Below are 13,996 nucleotides of genomic sequence, written 5' to 3'. Positions count from 1 at the left end.
ACTAACGTGCATTTGTGCATCCCAGCCTTAATCAACCTCACCCACCCAACATGGTGCGACAAACGCACCTGTTGCTTAATTTCATAACGTTTAACTATTATGTCCCAGACCATGCCTCACAATCTTGACCATCACACCCCCATGATGCAGCAATATCTCACGCTAAAAGCGGATTATCCCCATGCCTTGGTGCTGTACCGGATGGGTGATTTCTATGAGCTGTTTTTCGATGATGCCAAGCTTGCTGCCGATATTTTGGGCATCACCTTGACCCGACGTGGCAAAGATAAACAGGGCAATACCATCCCGATGGCAGGCGTGCCGTTTCATTCGGCAGACGGCTATATTGCTCGGCTGATTAATGCCGGGCAAACCGTGGTGGTCTGTGAACAAATCGAAGAAGACAATCCAGAACACAATCTTGAAGACAGCCTTGAAGAAAACATTGCAGCCAAAAGCATAGCAAAAAAAACCAGCAAAACAAAAGCCAATGCCGCTAAGATTATGGAACGTAAAGTCGTCCGTACCTTGACCGCAGGAACGCTGACCGATGATAACCTCATCACCCAAGGACAAACGCCAACGGTCGTCGCGATTAGCTTTGCCAAACAGCAAATGTCGGTGGGATTGGCGCAGCTAGATTTGGCACAAGGGCAAATCCGCGTCACTGAGCTTAACTGCGACAGTCATGCCCAGCTACAAAGCGAGCTTGCTAATACCCTCGCCCGCTTTGATCCCAGTGAAGTGCTGATAGATGAGCAGCTGTCTGAGGCGTGGCAACATTTTTTGCAGGATTGTCTGAGCGCAAATAGCCCAACAGCCACCCTACCGCCGATTTTGTCACAGCCGCACAGTTATTTTCTGCCCAATAACGCCCTTGAACATCTGACCCAGCATCTAAGTGTCACCACACTGGCAGGGTTTGGCATTGAGCAAAAACCCCTTGCCATCTCATCGGCATCGGTTGTGCTGCATTACGGCAAACAGACGCAGCAAGCTGATTTACGCCATATTCGTAGCCTGCAGCTCGAGCATAACGGCGATTTTTTGCAGCTTGATACCATCAGTCAGCAAAATTTGGAAATTTTTAAACCCGTCTTGGCCTCGGGTATTTCGCTGTTATCAGTGATTGATCACTGCCAAACGCCGATGGGTAAACGCGCTTTGGTGCATCATTTGCACCGACCGCTACGCAATGTCACCCTGATTAACCGCAGGCTTGATGCGGTTGAACAACTGATGACATTACCGATAGCAGCGTTTGAATTGCTTAAACAAACATTAAGCGAAGTCAGCGATATCGAGCGCATTGGGGGACGCATTGGCTTGGGTTCAGCAAAACCCACCGATTTGCTCAAATTGCGTCTGAGCTTGGCGCAAGCGTTAGCGTTGTCAAAGCAGTTACAGCAACATTTTGATTTTACCACCATAACGACGCTAACTGCCGAGACGCCTTTGCTTGCCATGCTCAGCAAACAGCTACCTGACTTAGCCTTAACTGATAGCTTTGCCAATATCTATGCCTTACTAGAGCAAGCGATTGTCGATGAGCCGCCCGCCCACATCCGTGATGGCGGCATGATAAAAAAGGGCTATGACCCACAGCTTGATGAATTGCAAAATCTGCATGGCAATATCGAGCAAACTTTGGAAGCATTGGCGGTGCAAGAGCGGCAAAAAAACAACCTGCCCATGCTTAAAGTGGGCTTTAATAAAGTGAGCGGATTTTATTTTGAACTCAGTGCCCTGCAAGCCAAGAACGCACCTGAATATTTTACTCGCCGTCAAACGCTCAAAAATGCTGAACGCTTTATCACGCCAGCACTCAAAACCATTGAAGAATCCTATTTATCAGCTCAAGGGCAAGCGTTGACCCTTGAGAAGCGTATCTATGAAAATCTGCTGGGTCAGCTGAAGTCGCAGCTTGGCGATGTGCAGCGCCTTGCCAAAGCGATTGGGTATTTGGACGTACTTGCCAACTGGGTCAGCCTAACGCGTTTGCAGAATCGTTCTCATCATAATAAAAACTGGTGCCGCCCGTTGTTTAATACCACGGATGATACCGCAAGCCTCAATATCCAAGGCGGACGCCATATCGTGGTTGAAGCAGGTCAACAGCGCCAAGCTCACCATCAGACGCCATCGCTTGACCCATTTGTCGCCAATGACTGTGTCATGGGAACAGCCACCCAACTTGAACGCTTGATGCTTATCACAGGGCCCAATATGGGCGGTAAATCGACCTACATGCGACAAACCGCTCTTATCGTACTACTTGCTTGTTGTGGTGCATATGTCCCTGCGCAGTCGGTGACACTCGGTCGTATTGAGCGGATTTTTACCCGCATTGGCTCGGCAGATGACTTGGCAAGTGGTAAATCAACCTTTATGGTCGAGATGATCGAAACCGCCAATATCATGAACCAAGCCAATGCCAACTCATTGGTACTCATGGATGAAGTCGGTCGTGGCACCAGCACCCAAGATGGTCTAGCGATTGCGCATGCGTGCGTAAATTATTTAGCAGAAAAAATCGGCTGTTTGACCCTATTTGCTACCCATTATTTTGAGCTCACTGAATTGGCTGAGCGCCACCCCAAAATGTTTAATCAACACCTTGTCACCCAAGAAATCAACGGGCAGTTGCTGCTATTGCATAAAATCGCACCGGGGGCGACGCATCGCAGTTTTGGATTGCATGTCGCCAAAATGGCAGGTTTGCCGCAAACCTTATTAGCCCAAGCGCAATATTATTTGGATAACCAAAGCGAACAAAAAAGTTTGCCAAACCATCCTTTACCCTATCCACCAAAAGAAGAGCAGCAAATAGGTCTGGATTTGCAAAGTGCAGCGGCTGACTATCAAACGTTGAAGACTGATGAATATAAGCTTAGCCAACAACTAAACGCCCTAAACCCTGACGAGCTGACGCCGAAACAGGCGTTAGAATTTATTTATTCATTAAAGGAATTGTTAAAAAAAGCGTAACGCGCTAAAATAATACGATTATATTTTTTATGCTTTTAACATTTGTGCAACTAAAAAAAGGTAGCCACCGCCATGACTTTCGTCGTTACTGATAACTGTGTTCGTTGTAAATATACTGACTGCGTTGAAGTCTGTCCTGTGGACTGTTTCTATGAAGGTCCGAATTTTTTGGTCATCCATCCTGATGAATGTATTGACTGTGCGCTGTGTGAGCCAGAATGCCCTGCCAATGCGATTTTCTCAGAAGATGAAGTACCAAAAGGTCAAGAAATATACATCGAACTGAATGCAGAACTCGCCGAAAAATGGCCAAACATCTCAGCCATGCATGACCCACTACCCGATGCCAAAGAATGGGATGGCGTACCCAATAAATTACAGTATATTGAAAGATAGCCTTTCTAACATACGCCATTTAGGTGAATTTTAGCAAGACGCTATAAACAAGATGCTATAAAACAACATATAGAACGAGGACGGCAATCAGTGCATATTGATTGCCGTTTTTATATTGTCATCTCTTATTATGCCAACGTTGTTGTCTATCTGCTTAACTTAACCTCTTTAGCTTAGCCTTTTTTTGCAAATTGATTATGAAATAAAAAAAACGCGCTATGGATTAGCGCGTTTTTAGTGTCACAGTAACATCAGCCTTTTACGGCACTGCCCCAAACTGGCACCACGGTTTGCATCAATGGTTTTAACAGTTTGATATTTGCCGCAAAGATAGAACCTGTTTGCATCGCATTGTGTGCGCCTGTATGGTCAACCACAGTACCACGTGCTTCAGTGACAATCAATTCACCGGCGCAGATATCCCAAGGTTTGATAGACATTTCAAAATAACCATCAAACCGTCCCGCTGCTACATATGCCAAATCTAGCGCGGCTGAACCCACACGGCGCACTTGACCGCCTTGTTCGCAGATTTTTTGTAAGCTTTCAAAATGCTCTTTGGCATACGATACTTTACCTTCCGCGCGGTTACGCTCAAGCGGATGACCTGTGGTAAAAAAGCCGCCATCAATGGTTTTATGCTCACTGACGCTGATACGGCGTTGGTTGAGGCGCGCGCCTTTACCACGACTGGCTGAGAACATCTCATCACGCACTGGGTCATAGATGATACCATGTTCGGTGACGCCATTTTTTTGCACCCCGATTGAGACACAAAAATGCGGCAAACCATGAATAAAGTTGTGGGTACCGTCTAATGGATCAATGACCCAGCACCAGTCTTTATCATTGCCCTTGCCTTCTTGTAGCCCAAATTCTTCGCCCAAAAATGAGTGGGTTGGGTAGCTTTCTTTGAGCATCGCGATCAATAATTCTTCGCTATAACGGTCGATTTGGGTCACCAAACCATCTAAGCCTTTGCTTTCAATCGTGAACTCTAGCTTGTGGCGATTGTTGTGTGCATTTAAAATCTCTTGACCTACTTTTTGTGCAGCGCGGGCTGCCATGACGACCATCGGTTCCATAATTGACCTTTTGTTGAAGGATAAAAATCTAAAATTTATGACAAAATCGTTTGCATCTGTTTGACCACACCCGCGACATCTAGCCCACAATCGGCTAATTGCTGCTCAGGGCTGCCATGCGCGATATATTTATCGGGGATACCGATATTAAGTAGCGTTGGCAAGGCTTGACTTGTTTTTGCTGCTTGGGCAACGAGGTATTCATTGACCGCACTACCGGCACCGCCCATGACTTGGTGTTCTTCAAGGGTAACAATGGAGCAGTTTTGCGCCAATAGAGTATCTATTAATTCGCTGTCTAACGGTTTAACAAACCGCATATTATAAACAAAAAACGTCGTTGTTGGGTAAGTTTCGGCTAAGTTTTGACACGCCGTGACCGCTGTCTTTACCATGGTACCAAAAGCAAGCACCGCAACTTTTTTCGCCACGTTGCTCGTATCTGCTCCAGTGGCATCAATAGTCTGCTCAAGCGCTGCCTTACCGATTGGATACATCGCTTGGTTTTTATCAATCTCTGCCCCAATGCCATTGCCACGTGGATAACGCACCGCAGAGGGTCCAATATGCTCATAACAGGTATTGAGTAAGTTATAGCACTCATTCTCATCTTTTGGACAAGCAATCACCATATTAGGCACAGTTCGCATAAAAGCGATATCAAACACCCCCGCATGGGTGGCACCGTCTTCACCTACCAAGCCCGCACGGTCAATGGCGAACATGACATCCAAATTTTGCAAAGCCACATCGTGAATCAGTTGATCATAGCCACGTTGTAAAAATGTGGAGTAAATAGCGACAATCGGTTTGACGCCTTGGGTCGCCATACCGCCCGCTAGGGTCACTGCATGTTGCTCGGCAATCGCCACATCAAAGAATTGGCTTGAAAAGCGCTTAGCAAATTCGGTCATGCCTGAGCCTTCAGCCATCGCAGGGGTAATCGCCATCAGTTGTTTGTCAGTGGCGGCTTTATCGCAGATAAACTCACCAAACACTTGCGAGTATTTTTTGGCGGGAGTAGGCACTGGCTTTTGGCTGTCAACTGGCACAGATTTTTCTTGCGCCGGGTTGATTTTTTTAAGTTTGGTAATGGCATGATAAGTAATCGGGTCGCATTCTGCAGGTAAAAAGCCTTTACCTTTCACCGTATGCACATGGACGAGTACCGCACCTTTTAACTGCTTGACCCGTTCAAATACCTGAGCCAATTTGGCGACATCATGCCCGTCAAACGGTCCAAAATACTGAAAGCCGATGGCTTTAAATAAGTTTTCGGGGAACACTTCATCAATGAGTTTATTGGCGATTTTCTCAGGTAATGTCTCTAACTGAGAGGGTTTGGGAATACCTTTTTCTGCCAATTTTTCGACAATTTTATTGGGCAGGCGCGAGGTCCAATCATCTAAAGCTTCATTTGCCATGTGCAAATAATGACGAATACGGCGGTCTTCACTGGAGATGACACGCTTGGTAAAAATCGCATCACCGTTTTTATCGATATCCACTGCCAAACCACGTTGCCATAGGGTGGCTAAATGTTTAGAAAATCCGCCCGTTGCCTGCGAAATTGACATGTCGTTGTCGTTGAGCACCACAATCAAATCGGCATTTTGCTGCACCGCGTCATTCATCGCTTCAAACGCCATACCGCCTGTCATAGCACCATCACCGACGATGCTAACCACTTTGTCATGTTTGCCTAAATAGCGCATAGCAAGCGACATGCCTAGCCCTGCAGAAATCGCCGTCGATGAATGCCCAACGCCAAAAGTATCATACTCAGACTCATGACGCTCAGGAAAGGCAGTTAGCCCATGTTGGCTACGAATGGTGGTAAGCTTGTCACGGCGACCCGTTAAAATTTTGTGGGGATAGGCTTGGTGCCCTACGTCCCAGACAATTTGGTCTTTGGGTGAGTTAAAGACATAATGTAGTGCAATGGTCAGCTCAACGACGCCAAGGTTAGAACCAAAATGCCCGCCGCTGACGCCTGTTGTATACAGCAAAAACTCGCGCAGTTCATCGGCTAATTGCTGCAACTGCGCGGTACTCATTTTTTTTAGGTCATCAGGACTGTCCACACCATCGAGCAGCGGCGTATGCGGCTTTAGCATAGGGATGGTATCAAAGGTTTTTAATGGGTATTTTTGGTTAGCTATTTTAGTTTTTGACATATCTTGGCTGACACTTTTCATTGCTTACAGGCACTCGATGAGCCCTGTTGACACAGGTGAAAAAAATAAATAGTTAAAACGCACAATGACTATCGACACCTTATTGCTGGCACAAAATTGGCACAAAATACGGGCACAAAATTGACAGACTGCCAAAGCGTTAGGCGCTTGAAAATCTAGATGGCTAAGCTGGCATTAACAGCTTTGAATTGCCAATGTGGCGCATGAATGTGGCATAATAGCATTTTTTTGTTGATTAAACATCAAACCTCGCTATTTTAGATTGTATCTTATAGCTTCTATAAAGTTTAGCTTAGCGCCTTGAATTTTTTATAAAATTTGACAAAAAAGTCGCGTCATATAGCATGCCAGCTTAGCTTGCGGGTTATTGATAAGATGCGTAATGACGCTATCCTTCTTGATATTTTAATCAATGCCTTCATGTAAAGGGCACTTTTATTTTTGGGTTTACCGACTTGGTTCAGTTGTTTGGGTCAGTGGGTCATTTTTTTGGAGTAGTGGGTGTCGTATCAATTTATCACGCAAGCAACCTTACCAACAGCGCATGGGCTATTTGATATTCATGTGTTTGAAGATACGGACGACACGGCACGCGATGCGCTTGGCAATCGCAAAAATGAACACGTCATGCTGACGGTTGGCTTGCCCACGGCCGATAAATCCAAAATCCCATTGGTACGCATTCATAGCGAATGTTTGACAGGGGATGCCTTTAGTTCGCTTAAATGCGACTGCGGTCCTCAGCTCAACGCTACCATGCAGATGATTCAAGCTTATGCTAAAAATGGCGGCTGCGGGGCGATTTTATATTTGCGCCAAGAAGGACGCGGGATTGGACTGACCAACAAAATCCGAGCTTACGCGTTGCAAGACCAAGGTCATGATACGCTTGATGCCAATTTGCTGCTCGGTTTACCTGCCGATGCTCGCACCTATGAGATGTGCAAGCCGATGCTTGAGCATGTCGGTGTGGATAAGGTAAAGCTGATAACCAACAACCCCAACAAAATTGACTATCTCAATGATATTGGTATTGAAGTGGTTGAGCGGGTGCCGCTGTTGGTGGGTGTCAACCCCCACAATGAAGCCTACCTCAACACCAAAAAAGAGCGTATGGGGCATATGATTGAGAATGGATTATAAAATTCATTCTCATGACATAACACAAAACCCATGGTTTATTTTTACCATAAATTAATCCCAAGCGCGCCCAGCATCATTTTTGCCCCCACAATCAGCAGCAGACCACCAAACATGCGCTTTAAGGTGTTGGCAGGCAATTGGTGCGCCAATTTTGCCCCCACTTTGGCAAATACATAACTCATCACTGAAATACACAAAAACGCGGTGATATGCACAAAGCCAATCGCCTCAGCGGGTAAACCCTGTACATCTTTGCCAAAAAACATAAACCCGAGCGCCCCTGCAATGGCAATCGGCAAGCCACAGGCTGCTGACGTACCCACCGCTTGTTGCATGGTCAAACCAAAGCGGCTCAAAAACGGCACGGTAAAACTGCCACCGCCAATACCAAAAATCGCCGATGCTGCGCCAATCAAGCCCCCGACCCCTGTTTGCACGGGAGCAGATGGCAAGTGAGTGGTCGCGACAACTTCCGATTTTTTAGCCAGAAGCATTTTTAGCCCCATAAACAGCGCCATGCCAGCAATCAAAAACGCCAAGACCTTGCCATGCAATAAATCTGCGATATAAGCACCAACAAAACTACCCACCACCAAGCCAATTGACATATTGCGCCATACATCCCAGCGCACGCCACCGCGCTTATTGTGCGATTGCATGGAGCTTATCGATGTCACCACAATCGTGGCAAGCGATGTCCCTACCGCCAAATGGGTAATGACATCGCTTGGATAGCCATAAGCTTTAAAAATCGCCATCAGCACGGGTACGATAATCAATCCGCCACCGACACCAAACAGACCCGCACAAGTGCCAGCAAATGCCCCCGCCAGCAAAAACCACAGATACATCATTTTTTGCATTTCCTTTGATTAAAAATAGCGTTAGTATAGCAAACTTATCTTTTTGACGTTTGTAACATTGTGCCTAAGCTTATGAACCCGACCCTATGTACCCATCCTCATGAGAATTGATTCGCTTTGCCATACCCATTTATCGTCAACCCACTCAACCAACAGCCAGCTGATTGAGTGGATGGTGCTAAGCTATCAAGCGCAGTCGGCCACCGACCATAACCGACCGCATTTTAGCCGCCCCCATTTGTTGACTGCCGATACCCAATCGGGCGGACGTGGTCAACATGGCAGAACATGGCAATCACCGCTAGGCAATGTTTATTTATCGCTGTATGTGCCGACACAAGCCTATGCATCGCCGCAAAATCTTTGCTTATCTTATCGATTAGATGGTCGCTTGTCACTGTGCGTGGGTTATCAGCTCAGTCAAATCCCTATCATAGAACACATCAACCAAACAAGACTGGCAAAGCATTTGCCAACCATTGGTGTCAAATGGGTGAACGATGTGGGTTTTTATCAACCACAAGACAACCTACCTGACCAATTTCAAAAACTCTCGGGTATTTTGATAGAGCCTGTCAATGTCACAGGTCACATGATAGGGGTCGTTGTCGGTGTGGGGGTCAATATTGCCCATGCCCCTGTATTGACCGAGCAAACACAAGAAGGCTTAAACTACCAAGCAGTAAGCCTGCAAGATTTGACAGCGCAGCCCTTACAGCCCAGTGAGTTTTATCAGCCTGTTAGCGATGCCATAGCTAATGCGATTGGGCAATTTAATCAGCTGCAAGCGGCTGAAGCGAGCGGGCAATTTATCCATGATTTTGCGCAAAGAGACGTATTAAAAAACAAGCATTTGCAAATTCATAACGCCTTATCTGAGCAATCAATCACAGGCATTGCAGCAGGTATCGATGCGCAAGGCTGTCTACTCATTGAGCAAGCAGATGGCAGCACACAAACGATTTGGACAGGCACGATTCAAGTTTTGGATTCAGCCGTTTCATCGTTGCAGGCAAATAAACACAAATAAAGCATCCCATTCAAAGGCTATTATTTATGACAAAACTTTGGCTAGACTTGGGTAATACCCGCTTAAAATATTGGCTCACGGACGATAGCGGTCAAGTGCTCGATCATGCGGCTGAGCAGCATTTGCAAGCCCCTGCCGAATTGCTCAAAGGGCTGACCTTTCGGCTTGAACGACTCAATCCTGACTTTATCGGGGTGTCATCCGTACTTGGACAAGCCGTCAATAATCACGTCGCAGAAAGCCTAGAGCGATTGCAAAAACCGTTTGAATTTGCCCAAGTCCATGCCAAGCACGCGCTGATGTCGAGCGATTATAACCCCGCCCAACTTGGCATTGACCGCTGGCTACAAATGCTCGGTATCATCGAGCCTAGCAAAAAACAATGCGTGATTGGCTGCGGCACTGCCGTTACCATTGATTTGGTCGATCAGGGTCATCACTTGGGGGGCTATATTTTTCCCAGTATTTATTTGCAGCGCGAGTCGCTATTCTCAGGAACGCGCCAGATTAGTATTATTGATGGCACTTTTGATAGTATAGATTCAGGCACCAATACCCAAGATGCGGTGCATCATGGTATTATGTTATCCATTGTCGGGGCCATCAATGAAACAATTCATCGCTACCCACAATTTGAAATCACAATGACAGGCGGTGATGCCCATACTTTTGAGCCGCACCTATCAGCCAGCGTGGAAATTCGGCAAGACTTGGTATTGGCGGGACTACAGCGTTTTTTTGCCGCCAAAAATAACACTAAGAACTAGAAATAAAAACCAAAACTAAAAATTAACCGTTAAGAAAAAAAGGAAATTACCGATGAAAAAAATCATTCAAACCACAAGCATCGCCTTACTCACTACGAGCGTATTAACCGCCTGTATGACTGCGCCTACGTTGCCCGCCAAGCCAACGCCTTCAACAGTCAACCAGCCCGCCAATGCCACTCGCACGGTCACGCTTGCGCTGGGTCAAAACATCTTTGTTAAAGAACACCAGCTAAATCTGACTTTTGATAAAGTGCTCAATGATAGCCGCTGTGTCACAGGCGTACAGTGTATTTGGGCAGGCAATGCTACAGTAGCGGTCACGGCTATGACCACTGACTCTCGCCCACAAACCCTTAACCTATCGATTGGGGATTTGCGCGGTGACTTGCGTCAAACGCAGCGTTTTGCCAATAGGGATATTACCTTGACTGCGCTATCGCCCACGCCTGTATCTAGTCAATCTGCTGCCGCGTCAACGGGCAATCTGCCTACTATCACCTTGACGATTAAGCAAATTCCTTGATTGTTATATCCCTAAAAAAGTAATAAAAAAGGGGTTAATTTCCCCTTTTTTTATAGCCAATCAGTGATTTAAACCGTTGCCACCATCGGGGCTTCACGTTCAACTTTGAGTTTCAAAATGCGCGATGTTGAAGTTTCTAGAATGGTAAACTTATAGGCACCGATATCAATGGTTTGGTTGACTTTTGGGGCATCGGTCAGCTGCGAAATCAAATACCCGCCAATGGTGAACTGATCGGCATCGAGTAGAAAATCTGGATCGTCAAGCTCCAAACGTAGTTGGTGCAAACTTGCTGTGCCATTCACAATCCAATAATCGTCATAGGGGATAATTTCTAAGGTTTCATCTTCATCAGGGAACTCACCTGCAATCGCCTCTAACACATCAAGCGGTGTCACAAGACCTGCGACTTGACCGTATTCATCAATCACCATCGCCAAATTACCTTTGGCTTTTTTGAGCATATTGAGCAGTTTTAGATTGTCAATGCTTTCTGACACAAACACAGGCTGCTGCTTGTTAAGTAAGGGTTTAATGGCGGTTTCAATATCTGCAACATTGTTATCGAGCAAATCCAAAAAGTCTTTGGCGCGTACTACCCCAAGCACTTTATCAATGGTATCTCGGCACACAGGGAACAAGCTATGCGGCGTATCAAGCAATTGCGCGCGCATTTCTTCGCGGCTACCATTGATATTGACCCAAGAGATATCATTGCGCGGCGTCATGATGGTATGTACATCGCGCTCATTGAGTGCCAGTACGCCACTAATCATATAACGCTCTTCTTGCGCAAAGGGCATACTATCAAAATCAAAATGTTCTGAATTATTCTCTGGGGTAACCGTTTCTTCGGTTTTACCACCCATTAAGCGTAAAATCGCATCCGCGGTACGGTCACGAATCGGAATTTGATTTTCATATTTGGTTTTATTGCGTTTGGCTACTTGGTTAAACGCTTCAATTAAAATTGAGAACGCGATTGCCGCGTACAAGTAACCTTTTGGCATATGAAAGCCTAGTCCTTCGACAATTAAACTAAAGCCAATCATCAGTAAGAAACTTAAGCATAAAATCACCACGGTTGGGTGACGACCGACAAACTCCGTGAGCGCTCTAGAAGCAGCCACCATCAATGCCATGGCAATGACCACTGCCGCCATCATGATTTCAAGGTGTTTTGCCATGCCTACAGCGGTAATTACCGCGTCAAACGAGAACACCGCATCTAAAATCACAATCTGTGCGACAACCGCGATAAACCCGGCTTGCACTTTGCTTTGGTTGGTATGCTCAGGTTTTCCTTCTAGCCGCTCATGCAACTCTGTCGTTGCTTTAAACAGCAAGAACACCCCGCCCACCAATAAAATAATGTCGCGAACCGATAAATCAAAACTTCCCAAGGTGAGCACGGGATCGGTTAAGGTAATGAGCCATGACATAATCGACAATAAGAACAGCCGCATGACCAATGCTAAGCCAAGACCTAGATTACGGGCTTTAGCGCGCTGGTGCGGCGGGAGTTTATTGGCTAAGATGGCAATAAAGACAAGATTATCAATACCTAAAACAATCTCAAGAATGACAAGCGTCGCAAGGCTTAGCCACGCTGACGGGTCAGATAGTAATTCTAACATAGTGGGTCAGTTATTCTCTTGTTATGAGGGGCAAAAAATCAACAAACAGCAAAAACGAAAAATCAGCCGTTACCTTAGCAAATCATAGCAAAAAATCAATGATAATTTGTGTCTGCTTTTGTAGATGGCACGCCAATTGTGCCAATACACCACTTGACCTTTAACCTTACCTAGCTACTGCAGCAACTGACATTGCCAAAAAATATACTGATCAGTCATTTCATTTGATTCACAAATTCTTGATTTAGGTTAAATTAATCCATAGGACAGCGAAACTTCATTATGACTTTACAAGGATCAGTATATGTCACATTATCGCTTTATGCGCCGCGCCGCCAAAGGATTGCTTTTTTCTTCCATCGCATTTTCTGCGTCTTCTTATGCCTCAAGTTATTACAACTGTGCCAATGCCACTGGCTGTGTCGCAGTCACCACCCTCAACGCCACCTCAGATTATGCAAAAACTAAATATCCTATCGTACTTGCTCACGGGCTTGGTGGCTGGAGCAAACTGTTTGGCTTGGTCGATTATTTTAATGGCATCCCTCAAGATCTCACCAAAAATGGCGCAAGTGTGTATGTGACCAAGACATCAAGTGTCAATGACACCGAAGTACGCGGTGAGCAACTACTCCAACAAGTCAAAACCATCATTGCCATCACCGGCAGCCCGAAGGTTAACTTAATCGGCCATAGCCACGGTGGGATTGATATTCGCTATGTAGCGGGGGTTGCGCCATCGCTAGTATCCTCTGTGACGGCGATTTCTAGTCCTGAGCAAGGCTCAAAAATGGCGGACTGGACAGTCAAGATGGTGACTGAAGGCAGTGCGGCTGATGGGTTACCCGCTGGCGAATTTAATACCGCCTCTTTAATGGCAATCAAGTTTTTTGAATTGGTGGGCGGTGTGATGGATATCGGATCTGGCGTGCCACTGAATCAACTGCAGCAGCAAGATGGCTGGGCAGCCGTCAATTCACTCACCACCAATTACGCAGCCAAATTTAACCAAAAATTCCCTGCAGCGATGCCGACCAGTTATTGTGGATACCCAAAGAACACGGTGGTCAATAATGTACGTTACTACTCATTTAGTGGCGCCCAAACTATGACGATGCTTATCGATCCGTCTGATACGGTATTGGGGTTGACGGGTTTGTCATTCAATGGCGAAGCCAATGATGGGCTTGTTTCACCCTGTTCAAGTCGTCTCGGCGAAGTGATTCGTGATAACTATAAAATGAACCATATGGATTCAGTCAATCAGGTATTTGGCATTGTCAGTTTGCTAGACACCAATCCATTGACTGTATATCGCAACCAAGTTAATCGCTTAAAAGGTCAATCATTGTAAGCTTATGCC

General features: G+C 46.0%; 11 protein-coding genes. 7 read left to right on the top strand and 4 right to left on the bottom strand.

Annotation, left to right across the window (positions count from 1 at the left end; genetic code table 11):
- Nucleotides 1–99: 99 nt before the first annotated feature.
- Complete coding sequence (gene mutS / locus RTJ53_RS06870; protein ID WP_312276385.1) at nt 100–2,988, top strand: DNA mismatch repair protein MutS; 2,889 nt, start codon at nt 100–102, stop codon at nt 2,986–2,988.
- 72 nt (nt 2,989–3,060) lie between these two features.
- Entirely contained in the window at nt 3,061–3,384 is a 324-nt protein-coding gene (fdxA, locus tag RTJ53_RS06865) for a ferredoxin FdxA (protein ID WP_007115596.1), read from the top strand.
- A gap of 251 nt (nt 3,385–3,635) precedes the next feature.
- Here the strand turns inward: fdxA and RTJ53_RS06860 are convergent, their stop codons facing one another.
- Complete coding sequence (locus RTJ53_RS06860) at nt 3,636–4,469, bottom strand: inositol monophosphatase family protein (protein ID WP_007115595.1); 834 nt, start codon at nt 4,467–4,469, stop codon at nt 3,636–3,638.
- Nucleotides 4,470–4,504: 35 nt separating this feature from the next.
- Entirely contained in the window at nt 4,505–6,646 is a 2,142-nt protein-coding gene (locus RTJ53_RS06855) for a 1-deoxy-D-xylulose-5-phosphate synthase (RefSeq protein WP_312276384.1), read from the bottom strand.
- Between the two features lie 522 nt (nt 6,647–7,168).
- On the opposite strand from RTJ53_RS06855, the gene ribA reads away from it, so the two are divergent.
- Nucleotides 7,169–7,810, top strand: coding sequence for a GTP cyclohydrolase II (gene ribA / locus RTJ53_RS06850; protein WP_312276383.1), 642 nt, complete (start codon nt 7,169–7,171; stop codon nt 7,808–7,810).
- A 41-nt stretch (nt 7,811–7,851) separates the two neighbouring features.
- On the opposite strand, the gene RTJ53_RS06845 is transcribed toward ribA, so the two are convergent.
- Nucleotides 7,852–8,664: a sulfite exporter TauE/SafE family protein gene (locus RTJ53_RS06845; protein WP_312276382.1), complete on the bottom strand. Its 813-nt coding sequence runs from the start codon at nt 8,662–8,664 to the stop codon at nt 7,852–7,854.
- 109 nt (nt 8,665–8,773) lie between these two features.
- Here RTJ53_RS06845 and RTJ53_RS06840 point away from each other — a divergent pair, with 109 nt between their 5' ends.
- The 3 genes from RTJ53_RS06840 to RTJ53_RS06830 are packed head-to-tail and all read left to right on the top strand — an operon-like array spanning nt 8,774 to nt 10,996.
- Nucleotides 8,774–9,703: a biotin--[acetyl-CoA-carboxylase] ligase gene (locus tag RTJ53_RS06840; protein WP_312276381.1), complete on the top strand. Its 930-nt coding sequence runs from the start codon at nt 8,774–8,776 to the stop codon at nt 9,701–9,703.
- 26 nt (nt 9,704–9,729) lie between these two features.
- Nucleotides 9,730–10,470 (top strand): pantothenate kinase, encoded by a 741-nt coding sequence (locus RTJ53_RS06835; RefSeq protein ID WP_312276380.1) that lies wholly within the window; start codon nt 9,730–9,732, stop codon nt 10,468–10,470.
- Between the two features lie 52 nt (nt 10,471–10,522).
- On the top strand, nt 10,523–10,996 hold the full coding sequence (locus RTJ53_RS06830; RefSeq protein ID WP_312276379.1) for a hypothetical protein: 474 nt from the start codon (nt 10,523–10,525) through the stop codon (nt 10,994–10,996).
- Between the two features lie 68 nt (nt 10,997–11,064).
- On the opposite strand, the gene RTJ53_RS06825 is transcribed toward RTJ53_RS06830, so the two are convergent.
- Complete coding sequence (locus RTJ53_RS06825) at nt 11,065–12,633, bottom strand: TerC family protein (RefSeq protein ID WP_312276378.1); 1,569 nt, start codon at nt 12,631–12,633, stop codon at nt 11,065–11,067.
- A 304-nt stretch (nt 12,634–12,937) separates the two neighbouring features.
- Here RTJ53_RS06825 and RTJ53_RS06820 point away from each other — a divergent pair, with 304 nt between their 5' ends.
- Entirely contained in the window at nt 12,938–13,987 is a 1,050-nt protein-coding gene (locus RTJ53_RS06820) for an esterase/lipase family protein (protein WP_312276377.1), read from the top strand.
- Nucleotides 13,988–13,996: the final 9 nt, after the last annotated feature.

Origin of the sequence: Moraxella sp. CTOTU46711, from assembly GCF_031975715.1 — a bacterium.
GTDB lineage: Bacteria > Pseudomonadota > Gammaproteobacteria > Pseudomonadales > Moraxellaceae > Faucicola.
Note: the sequence above shows the minus strand (reverse complement) of the source record. Positions and strands in the feature narration are given on the sequence as shown.